The organism is Paraburkholderia sp. 2C, assembly GCF_054589215.1.
In genome coordinates this window covers 141,737-166,467 of sequence record NZ_BAAILL010000031.1, presented here as the reverse complement: position 1 = coordinate 166,467, position 24,731 = coordinate 141,737, and the positions used below count along the sequence as shown (strand labels likewise).

The following is a 24,731-nucleotide window of genomic DNA, read 5'->3' as shown; positions in this document are numbered from 1 at the left end:
GCGGTGCGGCGCAGCCGAACCGGCCGGCGCACCGGTCTCCGGCGCGCGCTGCGGCGCGTGCGGGTCCGCGTGTTGCGGCGAGCGTGCGGATGCGGAAGAAGACGTCATGAGCCGAGTTTCAAACGGATGTAGTAAAGATTGACCGCCGTGGCCGCCAGATACCCGGCGGCGAGCCCGACCAGCGCGCCGTACGCGCCCATGCGGGGTATGGCCAGCAGATTGACCGCAAACGCAACCGCCAGCGCGAGCAGCCATTTCGCCAGCAGCACGAACTTCGCCTGGTATTTGAGCACGACGAGATTGCCGATCGCCTCGATGCCGGCCGGCACGGAAAGCCACACGGCCCAGCGGAAAATGCCGATCGCGCCTTCGTAATCCGGCCCGAACACATGGCGGATGATGAAGCCCGCGAGCAGATCGAGCACCAGCGCGCCGCCCGCCATCACGGCGCAGGTGAGCGCGGCGAGGCGCCACATGTTGCGGCGCAGCCGCGCGGCTTCGTCGACGCGATAGACGAAGGCCGGCGCGATGGTTTGCGCGAGCATCAGTGCAAGCGTGATCCAGTTTTCGTTGAGCTGCTGCGCCGCCGAATAGCGGCCGAGATCGGCGAACGAAATCGCGCGCTCGAGCATCAGACGGTCCAGCTTCAGGAACAGGTACATGCAGATCAGCCCGATCCAGAAGACCGTGCCGGCGCTCGCGAAGTGGCGCACCAGAGGCCGCTCGACATGCCAGCCGAGCGCGCCGCCGTGCCGCTTCATGTAATACGCGAGCAGCACCGCGCCGATGGCCGCCGCCTCGAGCGCCCACAGCCAGCCGAAGCTGCCGGCCGGCGCCGCCGCGCGCACCAGCAGCCAGACGAGCAGCGCCTTGACGATCGCGGTCGACATGCTCGTCAGCAACTGCGGCTTGCTGTACGTCATGCTTTGCAGCCACGCGTTGATCACGCCGGTCAGCGGCTCGCGGAACAGCATCGTGACGGCGAGTCCGGCGAGCATCGTGCCGACGAGCGGATCGGTGAAGTGGATGCCGCGGTTCGCCGCGATCGCGGCCCACGTGACGAGTAGCGCGGCGACGGACACCGCTAGCCGCAAGACGAACGCGCTGCCGAGCACGGTGCCGAGCTCGGCAGCCGGGCGGCGCACGATGGTCGGCACCAGAATCTCGGCGCCGCAGACCCACGTGAGCGGCGCGAGCACGAGCAGCAGCGTGTTCGCATACTGCCATTTGCCGAAAACGTCGGGCCCGAAGTAGCGGGCCAGCAGGCCGCTGATCGCGATCGCGACGGCGATCTGCGTCAGCCGCTCAAGCCCGAGCCAGACGATATTGGCGAATGCGCGTGTGACGTCCGGATTCGCGTAGCGCTTCCATGTCAGCATCCGGCGCCCGCCTGTGCACCGGCCGAATCCGCCATCAGCACGGTCAGGCGCGCCATTTGCAACCGCAACTTTACAATCGGGACGCGTCTAGGCATTAGAATAGGACGAGCAGGCGTTCTCTAAAAAACGCAATTATAAGTTGGAACCGGACCGCTTCCGGCATTGCGCAAGACGCGACCTCGTCATGCGCCGGACAAAATTTCCATTGCACGTAAGTGAGCCTATCCATGATCTCCCAATCGATTTTCAAGGCGTATGACATCCGCGGTGTGATCGGCAAGACGCTCGATGCCGACGCGGCGCGTTCGATCGGCCGCGCGTTCGGCAGCGAAGTGCGCGCGCAGGGCGGCGACGCGGTCGTCGTGGCCCGGGATGGCCGCCTGTCGGGCCCGGAACTGATCGCAGCGCTGTCCGAGGGCTTGCGTTCGGCCGGCGTCGACGTGGTCAACGTCGGTATGGTGCCGACGCCGGTCGGCTACTTCGCGGCAAGCGTGCCGTTGAAGCTCGCGAGCGGCGAGCGGCGCGTCGATTCGTGCATCGTCGTGACGGGCAGCCACAATCCGCCCGACTACAACGGCTTCAAGATGGTGTTGCGCGGCGCAGCCATTTACGGCGACCAGATCCAGGCGCTGTATAAGCGCATCGTCGACAACAAATTCGAATCGGGCAACGGCAGCTATGCCGACTACGATATCGCCGACGCCTACGTCGATCGCATCGTCAGCGATATCAAGCTTGCGCGGCCGCTGAAGATCGTGGTCGATACCGGCAACGGCGTCGCAGGCGGTCTCGCGCCGCGGCTTTTCAAGGCGCTTGGCTGCGAACTCGTCGAACTCTTTACCGAGATCGACGGCAACTTCCCGAACCATCATCCGGACCCGGCGCACCCCGAGAACCTGCAGGACGTGATTCGCGCGCTGAAGGAAACCGACGCCGAAATCGGCTTCGCGTTCGATGGCGACGGCGACCGTCTCGGCGTCGTCACGAAGGACGGCCAGATCATCTATCCGGACCGTCAGCTGATGCTGTTCGCCGAGGAAGTGCTGTCGCGCAACAAGGGCGCGCAGATCATTTACGACGTGAAGTGCACGCGCAACCTCGCGACGTGGGTGAAGGAGAAGGGCGGCGAGCCGCTGATGTGGAAGACCGGCCACTCGCTGGTCAAGGCGAAGCTGCGCGAAACCGGCGCGCCTCTTGCGGGCGAAATGAGCGGCCACGTGTTTTTCAAGGACCGCTGGTATGGCTTCGACGATGGCCTGTACACGGGCGCGCGGCTGCTTGAAATTCTCGCGCGCGTGAAGGATCCGAGCGCGCTGCTCAACAGTCTGCCGAACTCGCATTCGACGCCGGAGCTGCAGTTGAAGCTGCAGGAAGGCGAAAACTTCGAACTGATCGCGCGTCTGCAGAAGAACGCGAAGTTCCCGCAGGCCGACCAGGTCGTAACGATCGACGGGCTGCGCGTCGAGTATCCGGACGGTTTCGGCCTTGCGCGTTCCTCGAATACGACGCCCGTGGTCGTGATGCGCTTCGAAGCCGATAACGATGCGGCGCTCAAGCGTATTCAGGAAGACTTCCGCCGCGTGATCATGGCGGAAAAGGCAGACGCGAAGCTGCCGTTCTGACGCTGCCGGGCGCGGCGGGCGCGGATCATTCCCGTTCCGTCTCCCCTTCCGACGTTGAAACGCCGCACCGACGCGGCGCGAGCCCACACCGGCCGCGCCGCGTTTTTTCGTGGTTTTTTCGCGCGGCGCGATAGAATTGCGTCCTTTCAACGTACCGTGATGCCGGAATGACCGGCACCCCCTCCTTGAGCGCGCAAAAGATACTGATCGTACGGGTGTCCTCGCTGGGCGACGTCGTGCATAACATGCCGGCAATTGCCGATATCCGCCGCCGCCATCCGGACGCGCAAATCGATTGGCTGGTCGAAGAGAGCTTCGTGGGGCTTGTCGAGCTCGTGCAGGGCGTGCACCGCGCGATTCCAGTGTCGTTGAGGCGCTGGCGCAAAAAGCTGTTCTCGCCGGCCAACTGGGCCGAAATCCGCGCGTTTCGCCGCGCACTGGCGGCCGAGCACTACGACCTCGTGATCGACTGCCAGGGGCTGATCAAAACGGCGTGGCTGGCGCGCATGGCGCGCGGGCCGGTCGTCGGCCTCGGCAACCGCACCGACGGCGCCGGCTATGAATGGCCGGTGCGCTTTTTCTACAACAAGCGGGTGCCGATCGAGCCGCGCACGCATGTGGTCGAGCGCACGCGCCAGCTCGTGGCCGCCGCGCTCAACGACCCGCCGCCGCAACCCACAGACGAAATCGACTTCGGCCTCGACGCGGGCCGCGCGTCGCTTGCGGTTTCTCAGGCGCAGCTGAATCTGCCGGTGCCGTATGTCGTGTTCGTGCACGCGACGTCGCGCGCGGACAAGCAGTGGCCCGACACCGCGTGGATCGAGCTCGGCCAGTCGCTCGTGCGGCGCGGCGCGTCGCTCGTGCTGCCGTGGGGCAGCGACGCCGAGCGCGAGACGAGCGAGCGTCTGGCAAAAGAGTTCGGCGCGGCCGCGATCGTGCCGCCGAAGCTGTCGCTGCCGGCGGTGGTGGGCCTGATCGAAGGCGCCGACGCGACGGTCGGCGTCGACACGGGCCTTGTGCATATTGCCGCAGCGCTCAAGCGGCCGACGGTCGAGTTGTACAATTTCGCGACCGCATGGCGTACGGGCGGCTACTGGTCGCCGAATGTGATCAATCTCGGCACGGCCGGTCAGCCGCCGACGCTGCAGGCGGTGAAGAGCGCGTTGGCGGGGTTTGGTCTGTTGTAAGTGGCTTTGTTTGCGATAGTTCGCGATTCGCGATCGACCACGCTAGACCACGCGATGCGCGCCGCACACGCTACCTACGCTTCATCCGCTGCAAAAGAAGGGCGACCATGAACGAATCCCAGATCATCGAAGTGACAAGCGGCGACTGGCAGGCGCAGAACCTGTCGGTGGCGCGCGAAACGCTGCTCGCGGGCGTCGAGCGCGGCAAGGTGCTGTACTTTCCGAACCTGCGTTTTGCGATCGAAGGCGGCGAAAGCGCGCTGCTCGATCCCGCGATCGCCGATCCGAACCGCAAGAACATCAGCCTCGAACCGAACGGCGGCGCGCTCCATGGCGTGCTCGGCGACACGGTCATGCAATCGGCCGTGCGCGCGTTGATCGCGCGCTATCAGGCGAATGCGCGCACGCTCGTCGACGGCCTGTTTCCCGAATACCGCAACAAGCTGCGCGTCGCGCCGACGAGCCTGCGTCTGCATCAGGTCGAAACGCGCCAGACGTCATGGCGCAAGGACGACAGCCGGCTGCACGTCGATGCGTTTCCGTCGCGGCCGAATTACGGCGAGCGCATCTTGCGCGTGTTCACCAATGTGAATCCGAACGGCACGCCGCGCGTATGGCGCGTCGGCGAACCGTTCGAAGATATGGCGAAGCGCTTTTTGCCGCGCATCAAGCCGCAGATGCCGGGCGCCGCGTGGCTGTTGAACCTGCTGCACGTCACCAAATCGCCGCGCAGCGAATACGACCATCTGATGCTGCAATTGCACGACGGCATGAAGGCCGACCTCGATTACCAGAAGTCGTCGCCGCAGGAGACGATGCCGTTTCCGCCGGGCAGCGTCTGGGTGTGCTTTTCGGACCAGACGTCGCATGCGGTGATGTCCGGGCAGTTCATGCTCGAGCAGACGTTCTTCCTGCCCGTCAAGTCGATGGTGCAGCCCGAGTGCGCGCCGCTTGGCATTCTCGAGCGGCTGCAGGGCCGTGCGCTGGTTTGAAGTTCGGCGCGCGTGGAATGCGGCGTGGCGGCCGTGCCCATCGGGCCGCGCTGATGCGGAGGCGCAATGCTAAGAGCGATCTATAACGCGCTCTGGTGGATCGCCGCGCCGGTCGCGGTGGCGCGCCTGCTGTGGCGCTCGCGCAAGGAGGCCGGTTACCGGCGGCATATCGGTGAGCGCTTCGGCCATGTGCGCAGCCGTCTGCCCGAAGACGACGCGCCGCTGATCTGGGTGCATGCGGTGTCGGTCGGCGAGACGCGGGCCGCGCAGCCGCTGATCGATGCGCTGATCAAGGCGCGCCCCGACGCGCGCATTCTGCTGACTCACATGACGCCCAGCGGGCGCGCCACCGGCGAGCAGATTTTCGGCGACCGCGTACTGCGCTGCTACCTGCCTTACGACATCCCGCACGCCGTGCGGCGCTTTCTGCGCGCATGGCGGCCCTCGCTCGGTCTTGTGATGGAGACCGAAGTATGGCCGACGCTGATCGACGAATGCCGGCGCGCCGACGTGCCGCTCGTGCTGACCAATGCGCGCATGTCGGAGCGCTCGTTCCGGCGCGCCGCGCGCTTCGGCCGTGCGACGCGCGACGTGTTCGGCGGCTTTGCGCGCGTGCTCGCGCAAAGTCCATCCGACGCGCAGCGGCTCACCGCGCTCGGCGCGCGTAACGTGACGGTGCTCGGCAATCTGAAGTTCGATATGCATACGCCGCCGGAGCTCGTCGCGCGCGGCCATGCGTGGCGCGCGGCGATCGGCGAGCGTCCCGTATGGGTCGCGGCCAGTACGCGCGAAGGCGAAGAAGAGCTCGTGCTGCAGGCGTTCGCCGCGCTGGCGCTCGACAACGCGTTGCTCGTGCTCGTGCCGCGCCATCCGCAGCGTTTCGATGAAGTCGCGGCGCTCGTCGAGCGTCAAGGCCTGCGTGCCGAGCGTCGCTCCGCGTGGGCGCCGGCCGGCGCCGCAGCGGCGGCGCCTCATGCGGTGCCGCCACTCGCGCGCGACGTGAAGGTGCTGCTTGGCGATTCGATGGGCGAGCTCGGTGCTTACTATGCGGCGTCCGATGTGGCGTTTATCGGGGGCAGCCTGTTGCCGCTCGGCGGCCAGAATCTGATCGAGGCGTGCGCGGTCGGCGTGCCGGTGCTGATCGGCCCGCACGTGTTCAATTTCACGCAGGCGACGGCCGATGCGGTCGCGGCCGGCGCGGCGATCCAGGTGAAAGACCCCGCGGACCTTGCGCGCGTGCTGCGCGAACTGTTCGACGACAGACCGCGCCGCACGGCCATGGGGGCGGCAGCGTCCGCGTTTGCCGCGCGTCATCGCGGGGCGACGGTGCGCACGGTGGATGTGCTGACGACGTGGTTGCCGGAGGATCCGGCGCCGGTGTTGGCGGGGGAGTGAAGTACGGGGGGGCGCGCCGGTTTCGTGCAGTTGGCGCGCCAATCTTCTGGTTAGATGCTTCGGTTGAGCACGGTGGCCAAAAGCGATAGTAGGGCGGGCCGGCTCCTCGGCGTCAAACCGGGCGCTGCGCTGGCTTCGTTACCTTTTGAGCTCCACGCCGCGCAGAGAGAATGTCACTGACACATGCGGCAAAGCGCTGGTTGGATTTATCGATACCGTAATGCTGCGCGCGCGCTAGTGCGTTTGCGGTCATCGTGCCGCGCAATGCGGCATCGGTCACGATGCGGGCGAATGCATCGGCCATCGCATCGACATCGCCGATCGGCACCAGTAGGCCGGCCCGGCCGTTGTCGAGAATTTCGCGCGGTCCCGTCGGACAGTCGGTCGCAACGATCGGCTTGCCGTGCGCGAGCGCTTCGAGTAACACCATCGGCATGCCTTCGTAGCGCGAGCTCAGCACTTGCGCGCGAGCGTTGGCGATCAGCGCATGCGGATTGTCCTGATGGCCGACGAAATGCACACGCTGCGCGATGCCAAGCTGCACTGCGCGTTCCTCGAGTTCCTGCCTGAACGCACCGTTGCCGACGATCACGAGATCGTCTTTGACACCGCTGTCCTCGATCATCTTCGCGTACGCGCTCAACAGCGTGCGATGGTCCTTCTGGATCTCGTCGAGCCGTGCGACGGACACGATATACGGCGCCGAGGTCGGCGCTTTCGTTGCGTTCGGCGCGCCGGCCGATGCGCGAATCGCATCGATATCGATCGCATTCGGCAGCACGACGAGCCGGCGCAGCGTATCGCCGAACATCTGCTTCGCTTCGTCGGCCATATGCTGGTTCAGCGCGATCACGGCGTCGTAGCGCGCGTACTGGAGCGCGAGGCGCCGCGCCCTGCGCGGACGGCCGCCGAGACGCGCGTCGAAGCTGAAGTGATTGACGCCGAGCCACGCGATGTCGAATTGCGATGCCCAGCGCCGCAGCGACATATCGAAGTCGACGATCACATCGTGGCGCTTCGCGAGCGCGGCGATGCGCTTGCGGATGTGCGGGCGCACGGCGAGCGTATTGAACACATCGCGGCCGATGCGGCCGAGCTTGCTGAGCTTGCGCGCGTAGCGGCGCGACTGGAAGTAGTTGAGCCACGGACGGTCGACGAGAATCTCGACCTTCACATCCGGTGGAATCAGCGCGCGAAAGCGACTCACGAAGGCCGGCGACGCGTACATCACCGCGAGTGTGATCTCGAAGCGGCTGCGATCGAGGATGCTCAGCCATTGCATCAGCGAGGACTCGATGCCGCCGTCGTTGAAGTCGACGACGTTGAACAGGACGGAAGTTCGCGGGGCCGTTTGGGGCATGGGTGTGGGGAGCGTGAGTCGGTGCCGGTTGCGAGCCGATGTGTGCAGCGGTTTGTAATCGTTTTTGAGATTTTAGCACCGGCGGTGAGCCCGCCCCGTGGCTCATGCGCGTGCAACCTGAGACCGGCGGCCTGCTGGACGCCGACCGCTCAAACCACCAGCAACCCCTTCTTCTCGATAAACCCAATCACCTGATCCAGCCCATCGGGTGCCTTCAGATTACACATCACAAATGGCCGCTCGCCGCGCATCTTCTTCGCATCCGACGCCATTACATCGAGATTTGCGCCCACCAATGGCGCGAGATCCGTCTTGTTGATCACCAGCAGATCCGACTTCGTAATCCCCGGTCCGCCTTTACGCGGAATCTTCTCCCCGCCGGCCACATCGATCACGTATATCGTCAGATCGGAAAGCTCCGGACTAAATGTCGCCGCCAGATTGTCGCCGCCCGATTCGATAAACACGATATCCGCATCGGGAAAGCGCGTCAGCATCCGGTCGACTGCTTCGAGATTGATCGACGCGTCCTCGCGAATCGCCGTGTGCGGGCAGCCGCCGGTCTCGACGCCCATGATCCGCTCCGCGGGCAGTGCGCCTGCGACGGTCAGCAGTCGCTGGTCTTCCTTCGTGTAGATATCGTTGGTAATCGCGACGAGGTCGTAGCGGTCGCGCATCGCCTTGCAGAGCATTTCGAGCAGCGTTGTTTTGCCGGAACCGACCGGACCGCCGACGCCGACGCGCAGCGGCGGCAGTTTCTTCGTGCGTGGTGTGCGTGCGTTCATGATGTGCGGAGCCTACTAGGCCAAAGAAGCCAAAGCTATGAGCGGAAGAGCCGCGAATACTGCGACTCGTGGCGCGCCGACAGAATGCCAAGCTGCGGCGCGAAGGTATTGATGTCGTCGGGCGATGTCGCCAAAGCGTGCGTGACCGCGGCATCGATCGCGCCGCGCAGCGCGACGATAATCCGCTGTCCCGCGAGCTGGCCGAGCGGCACCGCTTTCAACGCCGCCGCCGCCTGGTTTTCGACCCAGCTGAACGCGTAGGCGGCAAGCGCCGCGTCGGCGGGAGCGTCGTGAGCATACGCGGCGAATGCGAATGCGGTGGGTTGCGCGATCGGCGTCATCGTATCGAGCGTCGCGCGCCGCGCGGCGTCGCCCCATTCGAGCGAAGCACAGAGCTGCCGCAGCGACCAGCCCATTTGCTCGGTCTCGCGGCGCAGTTCCGAAGATTCGCGGCTCGCGAGGAATTCGCTGTTCGCTTCGGCGAGCGCCGTCGCATCATGCGTGCGCCAACGTTCGAACTGATGGGCGAGGAACGGCAGTTCGCCAACCGCGAGCACGCTCGTGAGGCCGCTCGCAATCCAGTCGCGTGCGCTATCGGCATCGGTGATCAACTGCGCTTCGATGGCCGCTTCAAGCCCTTGCGAATAGCTGAACGCGCCGATCGGCAGCGCAGGCGACGCGAGATGCAGCAGTGCGGTCAGCTCAGCGATGCGCATGGTGGTGAGAGTCGTGCGAGCACGATGCATCGCAATGATCGTGGTCGTCGCCGTGGTCGTGCGAATGATCGTGGCTATGTCCGTGCGAATGCGCATGCGAATGACCGCTGCCCGCATGAGCGTGCCCATGATCATGACCATGCGAATGTCCATGATGCTCGTCGAACACCTTCTGCGCGACCGCGTAGTCTTCGGCAAAAGTCGCGTCGTGCCCATGCCGGTGCCCGCCGCCATAAGCGCCGGTCTCGGGCTGAAACGGCAGCGACACCTGTTCGACCGCCGCCCCGAGCCGCGTCAACATGTCCGCCAGCACGGAATCGTATTCGAGCTTCAGATAATCGACGCCCACTTCAACCGGCGTATGCCGGTTGCCGAGGTGATACGCCGCGCGCGTCAGCGTCAGCACATCGGGCGCACGAACCAGCAGCACGGCTTCCGCGGCGGCAGCAACACGCACGAGGCCGCCGTCGTCGGCAACGAGCACATCGCCGTCGCGCAGCACGGTGCCGCGCGGCAGCACAAGCGCGACTTCTTCGCCCGTATCGAGCGTCGCGGCCAGACGGCTCTTGCAGCGGGCCTCGAACGGCAGCGTCAAACCGGGTGCGCGCGCAACCAGCACACGCGCGAGTTTCACATGCGCATCAAGGCGTTTGTCGATCGTTCTCATACACGTCAAAAAAGAAAATACCGTTGCGCCATCGGCAGCACCTTCGCGGGCTCGCAGGTCAGCAGTTCGCCGTTCGCGATCACCTGATATGTCTCCGGATCGACGCTGATGGCAGGCTGCCACGCGTTGTGAATCATGTCGGCTTTGGTCACGCTGCGGCAGCCTTTCACCGCTACGATCCGCTTCGAGAGCCCGTAGCGTTCCGCCACCCCGGCCTCGGCCGCCAATTGCGACACAAATGTCAAAGACGTGCGTCCCAACGCACCGCCGCGCGTCGCGAACATCTCGCGATAATGAACCGGTTGCGGCGTCGGAATCGACGCATTCGGATCGCCCATCTGCGCAAGCGCGATCATCCCGCCTTTCAGGATCAGCGACGGCTTGATGCCGAAAAACGCCGGCTCCCACAGCACGAGGTCCGCCCACTTGCCCGGCTCGATCGAGCCGACCTCATGCGCGATGCCATGCGTGAGCGCCGGATTGATCGTGTACTTCGCGACATAGCGCTTGGCGCGGAAATTGTCGTTGCGCGCGTTGTCTTCGGGCAGCGCGCCGCGCTGCGCCTTCATCTTGTGCGCGGTCTGCCACGTGCGGATGATCACTTCGCCGACCCGTCCCATCGCCTGCGAATCCGACGACAGCATCGACAGCGCGCCGAGGTCGTGCAGGATGTCTTCGGCGGCGATCGTTTCGCGGCGTATCCGCGATTCGGCAAACGCGATGTCTTCGGCAATCGACGGGTCGAGGTGGTGGCACACCATCAGCATGTCGAGATGCTCGTCAAGCGTGTTGACCGTGTATGGCCGCGTCGGATTCGTCGACGACGGCAGCACGTTCGCTTCGCCGCATACCTTGATGATGTCCGGCGCGTGGCCGCCGCCCGCGCCTTCGGTGTGATACGTGTGGATCGTGCGGCCCTTGAAGGCGGCGACGGTCGCTTCGACGAAGCCCGCTTCGTTCAGCGTATCGGTGTGGATCGCGACCTGGGTGTCGGTGTCGTCGGCCACGGAAAGTGCGTTGTCGATGGCGGCCGGCGTCGTGCCCCAGTCTTCGTGCAGCTTGAGGCCGATCGCGCCCGCGGCGATCTGCTCGAGCGCGGGGGCCGGCTGGCTCACATTGCCCTTGCCGAGAAAGCCGAGATTCATCGGATAGCCGTCGGCGGCCTGCAGCATGCGCTCCATATGCCACGGGCCCGGCGTCACGGTCGTCGCGTTCGTGCCGGTGGCGGGGCCCGTGCCGCCGCCGAGCATCGTCGTCACGCCGCTGGCGAGCGCCTCGTCGATCTGCTGCGGGCTGATGAAGTGAATATGCGTATCGATGCCGCCCGCGGTAACGATCATCCCTTCGCCGGCAATCACCTCCGTCGCGGCGCCCAGCGGAATCGTCACGCCCGGCTGGATATCGGGATTGCCGGCCTTGCCGATCGCCGCGATGCGGCCGTCTTTCAGGCCGATATCGGCCTTCACGATGCCCCAATGGTCGAGTATCACCGCGTTCGTGATGACCGTATCGACGACGTCGGCCGCGAGACGCTGCGACTGGCCCATGCCGTCGCGAATCACCTTGCCGCCGCCGAACTTCACTTCTTCGCCGTAGACCGTGAAGTCGCGTTCGACTTCGATCACGAGGTCGGTGTCGGCGAGTCGAACGCGGTCGCCCGTGGTGGGGCCGTACATCTCGGCGTAGGCGCGGCGGCCAATGCGTAATGTCATGTCTGGAATCCGAAAGGATGCGGTGCGGAATCGGGTGCTGGTCGATGAGTCAGGCTTTGACGTTCGTCGCGCTCGATGCCGGAACTTCGACCGGCGCGTCGAGCTTGCCCATCACCTTGCCGTTAAAGCCGTACACGATGCGATCGCCGGCCAGTTCGACGAGCTCGACCGTGCGTTCCTGGCCCGGCTCGAAACGTACGGCGGTGCTTGCCGCGATATTGAGCCGGAAGCCGCGCGCGGCCGCGCGATCGAACGCAAGCGACGCGTTCGCTTCGTGGAAGTGGTAATGCGAGCCGACCTGCACCGGGCGGTCGCCGGTGTTCGCTACGGTTAGCGTGATCGTTGTGCGGCCGGCGTTGAGTTCGTGCTCGCCATCGTCGGTGATCAGTTCGCCGGGAATCATCGCGTGCTCCTTCAAAGCTTCACGGAATAGGGTGGTGGACCGTCACGAGCTTCGTGCCGTCCGGGAACGTCGCTTCGACCTGGATATCGGGAATCATCTCGGGCACGCCTTCCATCACGTCGTCGCGCGTAAGCAGGGTGGTGCCGTAGTGCATGACCTCGGCGACCGTGCGGCCGTCGCGCGCGGCTTCCATCAGGGCGGCGGTGATGTAGGCGACCGCTTCCGGATAGTTCAGTTTCAGGCCGCGTGCGCGGCGGCGTTCCGCAAGCAGTGCCGCGGTGAAGATCAGCAGTTTGTCTCGCTCGCGTGGTGTCAGCTTCATCGAATGTTGTTTTGAGGCGGAGAGTGGAAGGCGAACGGCGACGCCGTCCCGGTGGACGAGCATTCAAAGAGCAAAGGCTATGCCATCGTGGTGCATGGGCGTGTTGCGGTCAAGTGGAAGAACGCGTGCACCGCGATCGCGCAAACGGGCGCGCCGTCATGGTGCGCTTTGCGAATCGCATGAGCGCTCACGTCGACCACAATCGTAACGGCACCGCAGCGACGCCATGCACGCGCGGCCGCAGATCCAGCCAGCATCGCGCAAGGGCGCGCTGCAGCGGCTCCATCGAGCGTGCGACCGCGCGGACCAGCAGCACGCCCGGCGACACGCAGGACGCCGCCGCACGCAGCGTCGCATCGAACGGCAGTGTCGCCGTCAGCGCTTCGGCAAGCGTCTCGTCGCAAGCGGCGCCGACCGCCCAAAGCGTGCCGAATGCGGGAAAGCCGGCGAGCCCTTGCGGCGCGTCGCGCAATGCGGCGTCGGCCGCCATTAGCGCGCGCTCGAACCACAGCGGTTGGCCATCGGGCCCGATGATGCGCGACACCGAACGCACATGACCCGCGCTCCAACGCTCTCCGGCCGCCTGCCTGCCCAGCTGCATTGCATCCCAGCCGATGGCGCTCGCGCCTTCGGCAAGCGTCAGCGTGAAATCGAGCGACGCATGCGCGTTGTCGAACACGATATTGTTTTGCGGCAGCCAGTCGAGCTTCGCGCGCGGCTCGACACGAATGCCGATCCGTTGCCGCGCCGCGCGGCCGTTCGACTTGTACCACTTCGTGGCGCCGGGCGTCGTCAGCACAGCGTGCGTTTCGGCGGCGAGCGCGATATCGATGTCGAGCGCATCGCCGCCCGCGATACCGCCCGGCGGGTGCACGATCACCGCATGGCAGATCGCGTCGCCTTCCGGGTAGAGCGGACGTTGCACGCGCAACGGTCCTTCATGCAGCCGGTGCGCGAGCGTAGTGCGCTGCCCGCGCTGCCCGTGCTTTTCAAAGCCGAGTTCGAGCCGCGCGCGCCAGTGCGCATGCGAAGTGGGGTCGGCGGCGGCGAGGGCCGCGTGGTTTTCATGAAGCGACATGCGGCAAAGGTATCACGTCAAACGGCAATCAACGCGCGCACGCCATCCTTGTCCATATCCGCGCCGGCGCCGCCCGCGATGATTTCGCCGCGGCTCATCACCCAGTAGCGGTCCGCAATCGCCTTCGCGAAGTCGTAATACTGCTCGACGAGCAGCACCGTCAGCCCCATTTCTTCGACCAGTTGCCGCAACGTGCGACCGATGTCCTGAATGATCGACGGCTGAATGCCTTCGGTCGGTTCGTCGAGAATCAGCAGTTGCGGTTCGCTCATCAGCGCGCGGCCAATGGCGAGCTGTTGCTGCTGGCCGCCGGAGAGATCGCCGCCGCGACGCGCGCGCATGTCCTTCAGCACGGGAAAGAGTTCGTAGATGCGGTCGGGAATGCCCTTTGGCGCCTTGCGGCTTGCCGCGCCGACCAGCAGATTTTCCTCGACGGTCAGCCGCGGGAAAATATCGCGGCCCTGCGGCACATAGGCGAGCCCTTGCGTGACACGCGCATGCGGCGGCAATTTCGTCAGCGGCGTGCCGCGCCATGTGATCGACCCGTTCTTCGTCGGCACCACGCCCATCAGGCAGCGCAGCAGCGTGGTCTTGCCGACGCCATTGCGGCCGAGCAGCACGGTCAGCTTGCCGTCGGGCACGTCGAGCTTCACGTTGCGCAGAATATGGCTGCCGCCGTAGAACTGATTGAGGTTCGTAACTTCGAGCATAGTGTTCAGGGCTCCGTATCAGCGTCCGAGATACGACTCGATCACGTTCGGGTCGTTTTTCACGGTGTCGAGCGTGCCGTGCGCGAGCACGCTGCCTTCGGCCATCACGGTGACCATGCCTGCCTCGCCGGCGAGCGCGGCGACGAATTCCATGTCGTGTTCGACGACCATCATCGAACACGTGCCGCGCAAATGGTTGAGCAGCTCGGCGAGCTGCATCGTCTCGTCGTCGGTCATGCCGGCCGCCGGTTCGTCGAGCAGCAGCAGGGCAGGCCGTTGCATCAGCAGCATGCCGATTTCGAGCCGCTGTTTCTGTCCGTGCGACAGCTCGCCGGCCGGCCGCCGCGCTTCGCCTTCGAGGCGGATCAGCGCCAGCGTTTCCTCGATGCGCGCCTGCGCCGCGCGATCGAGCCGCGCGCGCAGCGAGGCGAACCAGCCCTTGTCGGTTTTCATCGCGAGTTCGAGGTTCTCCCACACCGGGTGCTGCTCGAATACGGTCGGCTTCTGGAATTTACGGCCGATCCCGATGCGCGCGATTTCGGGCTCGTTCATGCGCGTGAGGTCGATCGTCTGGCCAAGGAAGACCTTGCCCGAGTCGGGTTCGGTTTTGCCGGTGATCACATCCATCATCGTCGTCTTGCCGGCGCCGTTCGGGCCGATGATGCAGCGCAGCTCGCCGGCGTCGATCGACAGCGACAGCTTGTTCAGCGCGCGAAAGCCGTCGAAGCTCACCGTCACGTCGTCGAGATAGAGAATCGTGCCGTGCGAGATGTCGATCTCGCCAGGCGTCACGGCATGGCCCATCCCGGCGACGCCGCTGTAGGCACGCTCGTCGATCGCGTTTGCGTCGTATGCATAGTCGCTCATATGCGGTCCTTATCGGGTGCTTATTGGCGGTTCTTGTTGCGCATCGTGAGCATTTCGATCAGCCCCATGATGCCGTTCGGCAGAAACAGCGGCACCAGCACGAAAATCGCGCCGAGAAAGAACAGCCAGTATTCGGCGAAGTGCGCGGTAAAAAAGCTCTTCGCGCCGTTCACCGCAAACGCGCCGATGATCGGCCCGATAAGCGTGCCGCGTCCGCCGACCGCCACCCAGATCGCCATTTCGATCGAATTGCCCGGCGACATCTCGCCCGGATTGATGATGCCGACCTGCGGCACATACAGCGCGCCCGCGATGCCGCACAGCACCGCGGAGACGGTCCAGACGAAGAGCTTGTACGCAAGCGGGCTGTAACCGAGGAACATCAGCCGCGTCTCGCCGTCGCGCACCGCGGTCACCACGCGGCCGAGCTTCGACGTGACGATCGCGCGCGCGCCGATAAAGGTCAGCACGAGCACGGCGAACGTCATCAAAAACAGCACGGTGCGCGTGCCCGGATGCGTGATCGGAAAGCCGGCAATGCGCTTGAAGTCGGTGAAACCGTTATTGCCGCCGAAGCCGGTTTCATTGCGATAGAAGAGCAGCATCGCGGCAAAGGTCATCGCCTGCGTGATGATCGACAGGTAGACGCCTTTCACGCGCGAACGGAACGTGAAGAAGCCGAACACCCAGGCAACGATCGCGGGCACGAGCACGACGAGCAGCAACGCGTACGCGAGATGCTGCGTGCCTTGCCAGTACCAGGGCAGCTGATGCCAGTCGAGAAACACCATGAAGTCGGGCAGGTCGCTGCCGTATTTACCGTCGTGGCCGATCGCGCGCATCAGGTACATGCCGATCGCGTAGCCGCCGAGCGCAAAAAAGAGGCCATGCCCAAGGCTCAGAATGCCGCAGTAGCCCCACACGAGATCGAGCGCGAGCGCGGCGATCGCGTAGCACATGAACTTGCCGGCAATTGTCATCGCATAAGCCGACAGATGGAATGCGCTGGATTCAGGCAGCACGAGTGCGGAAAGCGGCACGCCGAGGCCGATCACGATTATCAGCGCAATCAACGCCTGCCATGCACGGCGCGACAGAAGCGCAGGGCGCGGCGGCAAGCCGAGCGCGAAGCCGGACAGTCTGGCGCGTTCCGTATCGCCTGTCGTCGCGCGCGCATCGGCGGTGGAGGGGGAAGAAGTGGTAACGGAAGTCATGTCGTTACGCCTCCGCGCTGCGGCCCTTCAGGGCGAACATGCCCTGCGGACGCTTCTGGATAAACAGCACGATCAGCACGAGCACCGCGATCTTCGCGAGCACCGCGCCCCAGAACGGCTCGATCGCCTTGCTGACGAGGCCGAGGCCAAAGCCGCCGAGGACGGTGCCCGCAATCTGTCCAACGCCGCCCAACACGACCGCCATAAACGAATCGATGATGTAGCTCTGGCCGAGGTCCGGGCCGACATTGCCGATCTGCGAGAGCGCACAGCCGCCGAGGCCCGCGATGCCCGCGCCGAATGCGAACGCGTAGGAGTCGACGAGGGCGGTCTTCACGCCGACGCACGCGGCCATCCGGCGGTTCTGCGTGACGGCGCGCACGAAGAGGCCGAGGCGCGTCTTTGTCAACACGGCCCACGCGATGCCGACCACGATCAGCGAGAACGCGAGAATCGCGAGCCGGTTGTACGGCAGGATCAGGTTCTGCATCACGGTGACGCCGCCGCTCATCCACGACGGGTTCACCACTTGCACGTTCTGCGCGCCGAAGATCATGCGCGTCGCCTGGATCAGGATCAGGCTGATACCGAATGTCGTCAGGAGGGTTTCGAGCGGACGGCCGTACAGGTGCTTGAGCACGAGCCGTTCGAGCACGATGCCGACCACCGCCGCCGCGACAAACGAGGCGGGAATGGCAAACAGCGGATACCAGTCGAATGCGCCCGGTGCGTAGTGCTGCATCAGGTTCTGCACGACATAGGTGGCATACGCGCCGATCATCAGAAATTCGCCGTGCGCCATATTGATCACGCCGATCAGGCCATAGGTGATCGCGAGACCGAGCGCCGCGAGCAGCAGTACGCTGCCAAGCGACAGCCCCGCGAAGATAGTGCCGGCAATCTCGCTGCGGCGCTGGATCGCATCGAGCGCATCGATGCCTTGCTGCGCGGCCGCGCGCACGCTTGCGTCGGGTTCGGCGAAGCCGCCGTCGGGCTTCTTCGCGACGATCGGGCGCAGCAGTTCGTTCATCTCGAGATCGTGGCGCGCGGCGACGAGTTGCACGGCTTCGAGCCGCTTCGCGGCGTCGGTGTCGTGCAGCGCGGTCATGGCCCACAACACGTCGAGTCGGCGTTTGAGCGCCGGGTCGGTTTCCTTGGCGCGCGCCGCGTCGATCATCGGCTTCATCGCGATGTCGGGGTTTTTCAGCAGTTCGCCGATCGCGGCGCGCCGCGTGTCGAGGTCGGGCGAGGCGAGTTGCAGGCCCGATAGCGCGCCCGCTACTTTGGAGCGCAAGAGGTTGTTCAGTGTGACCGGTTGCGCGTCGCCTGCTGCGACGGTTTTTCCGGTTACCGCGTCGTAGGCGTGGTCGCCGCCATCGGCCGACTGGATCAGCACGGCGCCGGCGTCGGTGGCGAGTGCGTTGTCTTCGGACAGCGCCTTCAATAGCGCGAGCGATGGCGCGTCGTGCATCGCAATGAGCTTGTCGATCGCGGCGGACTTCGCATCGAAGTCGTCGCCGGCAAGCGGGGCGACATCGGCGGCGGTGAGCGCGAATGCCGGTTGTGGCGCGAGCAGGGCCACGAACAGCGCGCACGCCACCGTAGCGGAGAACAAGCGTGCGGCATTGATGCCGCGCCGTGCCAGTCTGGAGAATGGGAACGCCATGATGGCCTTTGAAGAGAGAAGCGGCAGGCAGGTCGGCGGCAGCGGATGATGAGTCCGCTGCCGCTTGTTGCAGGTAAAACGCGGATAAAAACCGGATGAGACCGGGTTAAAACCTCGGGCAGGGCCCGCCTTCGCTTACGCCACGCGCGAGCGCCGCAGGAACGACGGAATCGAGCTCACCACATCGGGCTTGTTTTCGTTACCGGCGATAAACGGGCTCCACGGCTGCGCGCGAATCGCGGTCTTCGTCTTCCAGACCACATTGAACTGCCCGTCGCCGCGAATCTCGCCGATCATCACGGGCTTGTGCAGATGGTGGTTGCCGTCCATTTCAAGCGTGAAGCCCGAGGGCGCGGCAAACTTCTGGCCGATCATCGCGACGCGCACCTTGTCGACGTCCGTGCTCTTCGCTTTCTCGACCGCCTGCTTCCACATATGAATGCCGACGAAGGTCGCTTCCATCGGATCGTTCGTCACGCGTTTCGCGCCGCCCGGCAGGCTCTGCGCCTTCACATACGAGGCGAACTCTTCCTTGAACGCCGTGTTGTTCGGGCCCTTCACGGACATGAAGTAGTTCCATGCGGCCAGATGCCCGACCAGCGGCTTCGTATCGATGCCGCGCAACTCCTCCTCGCCAACCGAAAACGCCACGACAGGCACGTCGGTCGCCTTGATGCCCTGGTTGCCGAGCTCCTTGTAGAACGGCACGTTCGAATCGCCGTTGATGGTCGAGACGACCGTGGTCTTGCCGCCTTGCGAGAAGGTCTTGATGTTGGCGACGATGGTTTGATAGTCGCTATGGCCGAACGGCGTGTAGACCTCCTGGATATCGGCATCCTGCACGCCCTTCGAATGCAGGAACGCGCGCAGGATCTTGTTGGTCGTGCGCGGGTAGACGTAGTCGGTGCCGAGCAGGAAGAAGCGCTTCGCACCGCCGCCTTCGCTGCTCATCAGGTACTCGACGGCCGGAATCGCCTGCTGGTTCGGCGCGGCGCCCGTATAGAACACGTTGCGCGACATCTCTTCGCCTTCGTACTGCACCGGGTAGTAGAGCAGCCCGTTCAGCTCCTCGAACACCGGCAGCACCGATTTGCGCGACACCGATGTCCAGCATCCGAACACGCAGGCCACCTTGTCCTGCGTCAGCAACTGGCGCGCTTTCTCGGCGAAGAGCGGCCAGTTCGACGCCGGGTCGACCACCACCGGCTGGATCTGGCGGCCCATCACGCCGCCGCTCTTGTTGATGTCGGAGATCGTCATCAACGCGGTGTCCTTGAGCGAGGTCTCCGAAATCGCCATCGTGCCCGACAGCGAATGCAGAATGCCGACCTTGATCGGCCCGCTATTCGACTGTGCGTTGGCGAACGGCACCTTGCCCGCGAGCGCGAGCGCGCCCGACATCGAGCCGAGCTTCAGAAGACTGCGACGTTTCATGTGCTACCCCTTGCCTTGATGTTGAGTGTGTTGTTAGTTGTTGCGGCTCGCGCCGCGTGGGTCTTGCGGCGGCCGGCCGAAGCTGCGGGCCGGCTGATGGTTGCGTAGTGCATGACTGGCCGTACTCTTTACTGCAAGGCATATGCCAATCGTTGCAAAGCAGCACTGAACGGCTACCATGCGCGCTGTGAGGCGGCTTGCCGCCTGGCGGCCGCGTGAGCTTCCCATGAGTATCAAGGGCTAAAGCGGTGCATCGACGCGGGGCATGCCTCATCGCGGTGCGTGCCGCGCTGCAACGAAGCACACACGCGATCACGCGCGCCTGACCGTCAGGCGGACGCGCACGATCGGTGCAGCCGCGACCGCCGCTTGCGCACTGGTTGTGCACCGGCGCGCGGCTGCATACACTGAAAGACTGCGACCGAAAAAACCGCGATCGGCTCATCAGCGATCGACCTAGCCATCCATCACTTATCAATCAACCGAAGACCTGGAGACGCAAGATGAATGACCGCGCTGCCAACATGCTCGACCTGTCCGCGTTCTGGATGCCGTTCACCGCGAACCGCCAGTACAAGAGCGCGCCGCGGCTGCTTTCGAAGGCGAAAGGGATGTACTACACGTCGCATGACGGGCGGCGCATTCTCGACGGCACGGCCGGCCTGTGGTGCGTGAACGCGGGCCATTGCCGCGACGAGATCGTCGCCGCGGTGCAGGAGCAGGCGGCCGAGATGGACTTCGCGCCGACCTTCCAGATGGGCCACCCCAAAGTGTTCGAAGCCGCGACGAAGATTGCGAAGCACACGCCCGGCGACCTCAAGCACATCTTCTTTGGAAACTCAGGTTCGGAGGCCGTCGATACGGCGCTCAAGATCGCGCTGGCCTACCATCGTGCGCGCGGCGAAGGGCAGCGCACGCGTTTTATCAGCCGCGAGCGCGGGTACCACGGCGTGAACTTCGGCGGCACGTCGGTGGGCGGCATTCCGGCGAACCGTAAAGCGTATTCGGGCGCGGTCATGCCGGCCGTCGACTTTCTGCCGCACACGCTGAACATCAAGGAAGCGGCGTTTTCGAAAGGGCAGCCCAAGTGGGGCGCGCACCTGGCCGACGAACTCGAGCGCCTCGTCACGCTGCACGATGCATCGACGATCGCCGCGGTCATCGTCGAGCCCGTGGCCGGTTCGACCGGCGTGCTGATTCCGCCGCAAGGCTATCTGGAGCGGCTGCGCGAGATCTGCGACAAGCACGGCATCCTGCTGATTTTCGATGAAGTGATCACCGGCTGGGGACGTCTCGGCACGCCGTTCGCCGCGCAGTACTTCAAGGTGACGCCGGACCTGTTGACGATGGCCAAGGGCACCAACAATGCGGCGGCGCCGCTCGGCGCGGTGGCCGCGAGCAGGCGGATTCACGATGCGATCATCAACGGCACGCCGGCGGGCATCGAGCTCTTTCACGGCTACACGTATTCCGGGCACCCGATTGCGACGGCCGCCGCGTGCGCGACGATCGATCTCTATGAGCGCGAGCAGCTGTTTGCGCGGTCCGCGAAACTGGCGCCGGTGTTCGAGCAGGCGATTCACTCGCTGCGCGGCGCGAAGCATGTGATCGATATCCGCAACCTCGGGATGCTCGGCGGCGTCGAGCTGGCGCCGCGCGATGGCGCGCCGGGCGCGCGCGGCTACGAGACCTTCGTGCGGTGCTACCAGAAGGGCGTGCTGGTGCGTCCTGCCGGCGACATCCTCGAGTTTTCGCCGCCGTTCATCGCCGAAGAGGAACAGATTGCGGAGATCTTCAGGACCGTCGGCGAGGCGTTGAGCGAAGTCGATTGAAGAAGATCGGGCAGGGTGGTTGATGCGGCGGCGCGGGCCGCGGCGGCGAGGTGAGCCGCATCGGTTACTGAACGGCCATGAAGCGACGTTCGTCGTTGCGTTCCGAGCGACGCAGCTTACCCAATTGCAGCCGTTCGCCGTCGCTACAAGCGAAAGTCCCCGACCAGGTCGTTGGTCTTTCGTCTCTGCGGGAAGGTACGACAACCGATCAAACGTCAACTGCCAGTGACCGGTTCTCGCCGGGCGTTCCTGCGCAGGACGTCGGCGGGTACGCCGAACGCGCGGAGGGACGTCCGGCGCATGCGTTCCCGGTTCGCGAACCTGTTTCCTGCGCCGCCGCGTTAGTGGTGTGTCGGCCTCGCTCGATCATGAATCGGGCCACCTCGACGCGAAGTTGTTCCTCTGCCTTTGCAGGCGACTGCCCCGTCTCTACGACAAAGGCGCGGCTGAACCGACGAGGGCTCAGATTGGCCACATCCGACAGTTCGTCGATGGTCAGTGGATTGCGCAGGTTGAGTCGAATCTGCGCAAGGATCGATTCGATCCGATCGGATTTGGCGTCATGTCGAGCAGTGCGGAGTGTTGCTTCTGGCTACCGAGCCGGCGCTGGTTCATGACAAGAAGTCTGGCGACCGATTTCGCGGCATTGGGGCCGAGGTCGTAATCGAGTAGCGCCAGTGCGAGGTCGATGCCGGCTGTCATTCCAGCCGAGCTCCAGATGGGTCCGTCGTTGACAAAATCCGCTCTTCCTCGGCGATGGCCCTGGGAAAGCGCGCCCGGAATTCGGACGCATGAGCCCATGCAACGTCGCGCGTCTGCCATCCAGCATCGGTTTTTCTCTGCGTTCTCACCGGTGCCGACGCTATTGATTGTCCTGGCGGTCCTCGGCTGGTTCATTGGAGATGAGGTCGCGCAAGGCCGTTTCTTCGCACAGGTCAAGGCGATCATGGGCCCCGAGGCGGCCAGCGCCATGCGGGCGATCGCGGAGCACGCGCATCGAATGGAGGGCGGGGCATCGCAGCAGCGCTATCGCTCATATTGCTGCTGGTCCGCACGCGTCTCGTGTCACTGGAGCTTCTGATGGGAACCGGGTTCCTGCTCGTCGTATCGCCTGGTTCTCGACCGCCCTTCAGGCGGCGGACCGCGCCTTACCGGGTACGGCCGCAACCGCGATTGCAGAAGTCGCGCAATCTGTATTTGGGCTCGTGGTGCTGACCATCGGTCTCAGCGCATTGATCAAATGGCTGCCGGATACGCACGTGGCGGTCCGCCATGCATTGATAGGAGGCCCTGTCGACGCAATCCTTTTCACTATCGGGCCGACATATCTGTTTTGTTTGTACCTTCCACGCGCCGGAAGGGCCGGCTCGTTCGGCGCTGCCGGGCCGCTGGCTGTGCTCATGATGGGGCTTTGCTTTTGCGCCGTTGTTATCCTGCCGGGTGTCGAGGTCACTGCTGCGCTGCGAGAACCTGCAGGTGCAACCGCGGGACCCGGCCGGAACGCTCACGGACAGGCCGGTTAGGACCGCTGCTCGCTGCATCGCGTTTCCGACAGTCAAGCTGCAGTGGTGTTGCCGTCGAGCTCAAAACCCCACGCCGATGCCAGCCCCTACGCCGCCGCCTACGCCGACACTTATGCTGGTGCGCCGGGCGTAGCCGCCGGGTGCGTATCCTTAATCAGGATAGCCGTAATCATCATATGGCTGGGCGGCAACGCAACCAGCCACGCCGGCCGAGAGTGCCAAGGCTCCAAATAGCCTGATCATCATGGCCTCCCTTTAGTCAAGCCAATGAATGGGGTTGCGGCGATCGGGTCCGAAGCCGCCGCCGCTGTCGCGCCGGGGAGGTAGCTCGCATTATCCGGAACGAGCATTACAAGGTGCCGCAACTACCGCCGCTTGTCCGGGTCGTTTCATCGGGACGTGGACGTTGGACGTTTGACCGAGCAGAGGAGTTTCGGCACACGAAAAATCGCGAGGCCGCGCCCATAGCGGGTCGCGGTCGCGCGCTTATGCACGAAGAGACGATGATGCGAAATGCTGCGAAGGGAATCCTGGTTTCGTTGACGATATTGGGCGTGTCGAGCGCCGTCTATGCTCAAGGCGGCGGCGCAGGTGGTGCGGGTCCGGCGGGCGGTGGCCACGACGAGACTCGCACGGGAACACCGATGACCGGCGGCGAGTCGGGTGCCTCCGGTGCCGGAGCCGCGAAAAAATCTGGTGGCGCATCGCATAAGCAGATGCAGAAGGGCGGAACAGAATCTACCGCACCTAATGCTGGCGCAACGAAAAAAGCATACTGATGCAAGAGGTCAGTTCAGAGCAGGTGGCCTTTTATGGCCCTGCGGGCTGCGGCGTGGCTATGCCCGCGCATCCCCGATCATGGTGTCGACGAAGTTGATCCCTCGGGCCGACGCCGAGGCGCAATGTGCCGTGCCGACGATCGACGTGAAATAGTCGGCCGTCTGCCGCAGACCTTCTTCGAGCGAGGTGCGCGGCGTCCACCCCAAAAGGCGCGTGGCCAGCGAAATATCGGGTTGCCGGCGGCACGGATCGTCGACGGGCAGCGGCCGGAATTCGATCGCAGACGATGAGCCGGTGATCGCTCTGGTGCGCTGGGCGATTTCCAGCATCGACACTTCATGCGGGTTGCCGAGGTTGACAGGACAGCCGGGATCGGACGGGAGATTCATCAGACGCACGAACGCATCGATCAGGTCGTCGACGTAACAGAACGAGCGGGTTTGCGAGCCGTCGCCGTACACCGTCAGCGGCCTGTCCTCCAGCGCCTGCATCATGAAGTTCGAGACGACGCGGCCGTCGGCCGGATGCATGCGCGGCCCGTACGTATTGAAGATGCGCGCGATGCGGATCTCGAGCCCGTGCTGCCTTCGATAGTCCATAAAGAGCGTCTCCGCGCAGCGCTTGCCTTCGTCGTAGCACGAGCGCGGGCCGATCGGGTTTACATTGCCCCAGTAGTCTTCCGTTTGCGGATGCACGCGCGCGTCGCCATACACTTCGCTCGTCGACGCCTGGAAGATTTTCGCCTTTACGCGCTTGGCGAGACCGAGCATATTGATCGCGCCGTGCACACTCGTTTTCGTCGTCTGCACGGGGTCGTGCTGGTAGTGAACGGGCGACGCGGGGCATGCGAGGTTGTAGATTTCATCCACTTCCACATACAGCGGGAAGGTCACGTCGTGGCGCATCATCTCGAAGTTCGCGCAGTCGAGCAGGTGTGCAATGTTGTCCCTGGTTCCCGTGTAAAAGTTATCCACGCACAGCACGTCGTGGCCCTGCGTGACGAGCCGTTCGCACAGGTGCGAGCCGAGAAAGCCCGCGCCGCCCGTGACAAGAATGCGTTTGCGTGTCAGTTCTTTCATGATGCTGC

The 24,731-nt window shown here is 64.6% G+C and carries 22 protein-coding genes and 1 pseudogene; 7 read left to right on the top strand and 16 right to left on the bottom strand.

Going from position 1 to position 24,731, the window contains the following annotated elements:
- Positions 1 to 104: 104 nt before the first annotated feature.
- Complete coding sequence (locus ACYPXD_RS07995) at positions 105 to 1,379, bottom strand: oligosaccharide flippase family protein (RefSeq protein WP_459709449.1); 1,275 nt, start codon at positions 1,377 to 1,379, stop codon at positions 105 to 107.
- Positions 1,380 to 1,606: 227 nt separating this feature from the next.
- Here ACYPXD_RS07995 and ACYPXD_RS07990 point away from each other — a divergent pair, with 227 nt between their 5' ends.
- The 4 genes from ACYPXD_RS07990 to waaA all read left to right on the top strand — a co-directional run bounded on the left by ACYPXD_RS07990 (position 1,607) and on the right by waaA (position 6,575).
- Positions 1,607 to 3,001 carry a phosphomannomutase/phosphoglucomutase gene (locus ACYPXD_RS07990; RefSeq protein WP_459709447.1) on the top strand — a complete coding sequence of 465 codons (1,395 nt, stop codon included), beginning with the start codon at positions 1,607 to 1,609 and terminating at the stop codon, positions 2,999 to 3,001.
- 167 nt (positions 3,002 to 3,168) lie between these two features.
- Positions 3,169 to 4,188, top strand: a complete 1,020-nt coding sequence (gene waaC / locus ACYPXD_RS07985; RefSeq protein ID WP_459709444.1) for a lipopolysaccharide heptosyltransferase I — start codon at positions 3,169 to 3,171, stop codon at positions 4,186 to 4,188.
- A 107-nt stretch (positions 4,189 to 4,295) separates the two neighbouring features.
- A complete protein-coding gene (locus tag ACYPXD_RS07980; protein ID WP_459709442.1) occupies positions 4,296 to 5,180 on the top strand; it encodes a Kdo hydroxylase family protein in 885 nt (294 codons plus the stop codon).
- Positions 5,181 to 5,246: 66 nt separating this feature from the next.
- Positions 5,247 to 6,575: a lipid IV(A) 3-deoxy-D-manno-octulosonic acid transferase gene (waaA, locus tag ACYPXD_RS07975; RefSeq protein WP_459709440.1), complete on the top strand. Its 1,329-nt coding sequence runs from the start codon at positions 5,247 to 5,249 to the stop codon at positions 6,573 to 6,575.
- 112 nt (positions 6,576 to 6,687) lie between these two features.
- Here waaA and ACYPXD_RS07970 read toward each other — a convergent pair whose 3' ends face one another.
- The 13 genes from ACYPXD_RS07970 to urtA form a co-directional block, all read right to left on the bottom strand.
- Positions 6,688 to 7,935, bottom strand: a complete 1,248-nt coding sequence (locus ACYPXD_RS07970) for a glycosyltransferase (protein WP_459709438.1) — start codon at positions 7,933 to 7,935, stop codon at positions 6,688 to 6,690.
- Positions 7,936 to 8,084: 149 nt separating this feature from the next.
- Positions 8,085 to 8,720 carry an urease accessory protein UreG gene (ureG, locus tag ACYPXD_RS07965; RefSeq protein WP_459709436.1) on the bottom strand — a complete coding sequence of 212 codons (636 nt, stop codon included), beginning with the start codon at positions 8,718 to 8,720 and terminating at the stop codon, positions 8,085 to 8,087.
- A gap of 35 nt (positions 8,721 to 8,755) precedes the next feature.
- Positions 8,756 to 9,436, bottom strand: coding sequence for an urease accessory protein UreF (locus ACYPXD_RS07960; RefSeq protein ID WP_459709435.1), 681 nt, complete (start codon positions 9,434 to 9,436; stop codon positions 8,756 to 8,758).
- Entirely contained in the window at positions 9,423 to 10,103 is a 681-nt protein-coding gene (ureE, locus tag ACYPXD_RS07955) for an urease accessory protein UreE (protein WP_459709433.1), read from the bottom strand. Before ureE ends, ACYPXD_RS07960 begins: the two co-directional genes overlap by 14 nt.
- 5 nt (positions 10,104 to 10,108) lie before the next feature.
- Positions 10,109 to 11,815 carry an urease subunit alpha gene (gene ureC / locus ACYPXD_RS07950; RefSeq protein WP_459709430.1) on the bottom strand — a complete coding sequence of 569 codons (1,707 nt, stop codon included), beginning with the start codon at positions 11,813 to 11,815 and terminating at the stop codon, positions 10,109 to 10,111.
- Between the two features lie 49 nt (positions 11,816 to 11,864).
- Complete coding sequence (locus tag ACYPXD_RS07945) at positions 11,865 to 12,218, bottom strand: urease subunit beta (RefSeq protein WP_459709427.1); 354 nt, start codon at positions 12,216 to 12,218, stop codon at positions 11,865 to 11,867.
- Positions 12,219 to 12,237: 19 nt separating this feature from the next.
- Positions 12,238 to 12,540: an urease subunit gamma gene (ureA, locus tag ACYPXD_RS07940; RefSeq protein ID WP_075156485.1), complete on the bottom strand. Its 303-nt coding sequence runs from the start codon at positions 12,538 to 12,540 to the stop codon at positions 12,238 to 12,240.
- 187 nt (positions 12,541 to 12,727) lie between these two features.
- Complete coding sequence (locus ACYPXD_RS07935) at positions 12,728 to 13,618, bottom strand: urease accessory protein UreD (RefSeq protein WP_459709425.1); 891 nt, start codon at positions 13,616 to 13,618, stop codon at positions 12,728 to 12,730.
- A gap of 17 nt (positions 13,619 to 13,635) precedes the next feature.
- Complete coding sequence (gene urtE, locus ACYPXD_RS07930) at positions 13,636 to 14,328, bottom strand: urea ABC transporter ATP-binding subunit UrtE (RefSeq protein ID WP_459709422.1); 693 nt, start codon at positions 14,326 to 14,328, stop codon at positions 13,636 to 13,638.
- Positions 14,329 to 14,346: 18 nt separating this feature from the next.
- A complete protein-coding gene (urtD, locus tag ACYPXD_RS07925; protein ID WP_459709418.1) occupies positions 14,347 to 15,195 on the bottom strand; it encodes an urea ABC transporter ATP-binding protein UrtD in 849 nt (282 codons plus the stop codon).
- 20 nt (positions 15,196 to 15,215) lie between these two features.
- Positions 15,216 to 16,409: an urea ABC transporter permease subunit UrtC gene (gene urtC / locus ACYPXD_RS07920; RefSeq protein ID WP_459709416.1), complete on the bottom strand. Its 1,194-nt coding sequence runs from the start codon at positions 16,407 to 16,409 to the stop codon at positions 15,216 to 15,218.
- Between the two features lie 4 nt (positions 16,410 to 16,413).
- Entirely contained in the window at positions 16,414 to 18,075 is a 1,662-nt protein-coding gene (gene urtB / locus ACYPXD_RS07915; protein WP_459709414.1) for an urea ABC transporter permease subunit UrtB, read from the bottom strand.
- Between the two features lie 135 nt (positions 18,076 to 18,210).
- Positions 18,211 to 19,509 (bottom strand): urea ABC transporter substrate-binding protein, encoded by a 1,299-nt coding sequence (urtA, locus tag ACYPXD_RS07910; RefSeq protein WP_459709412.1) that lies wholly within the window; start codon positions 19,507 to 19,509, stop codon positions 18,211 to 18,213.
- 503 nt (positions 19,510 to 20,012) lie between these two features.
- Between urtA and aptA the strand changes: the two genes are divergently transcribed.
- Positions 20,013 to 21,341, top strand: a complete 1,329-nt coding sequence (aptA, locus tag ACYPXD_RS07905) for an omega-aminotransferase AptA (RefSeq protein WP_459709410.1) — start codon at positions 20,013 to 20,015, stop codon at positions 21,339 to 21,341.
- A 215-nt stretch (positions 21,342 to 21,556) separates the two neighbouring features.
- Here the strand turns inward: aptA and ACYPXD_RS07900 are convergent.
- Positions 21,557 to 22,179, bottom strand: a pseudogene (locus tag ACYPXD_RS07900) (GlxA family transcriptional regulator); the annotation flags it as partial.
- Positions 22,180 to 22,243: 64 nt separating this feature from the next.
- On the opposite strand from ACYPXD_RS07900, the gene ACYPXD_RS07895 reads away from it, so the two are divergent.
- Complete coding sequence (locus ACYPXD_RS07895; RefSeq protein WP_459709568.1) at positions 22,244 to 22,864, top strand: YhjD/YihY/BrkB family envelope integrity protein; 621 nt, start codon at positions 22,244 to 22,246, stop codon at positions 22,862 to 22,864.
- A 488-nt stretch (positions 22,865 to 23,352) separates the two neighbouring features.
- Positions 23,353 to 23,643 (top strand): hypothetical protein, encoded by a 291-nt coding sequence (locus ACYPXD_RS07890; protein WP_459709408.1) that lies wholly within the window; start codon positions 23,353 to 23,355, stop codon positions 23,641 to 23,643.
- Between the two features lie 57 nt (positions 23,644 to 23,700).
- On the opposite strand, the gene ACYPXD_RS07885 is transcribed toward ACYPXD_RS07890, so the two are convergent.
- Entirely contained in the window at positions 23,701 to 24,723 is a 1,023-nt protein-coding gene (locus ACYPXD_RS07885) for a UDP-glucuronic acid decarboxylase family protein (RefSeq protein ID WP_459709406.1), read from the bottom strand.
- Positions 24,724 to 24,731: the final 8 nt, after the last annotated feature.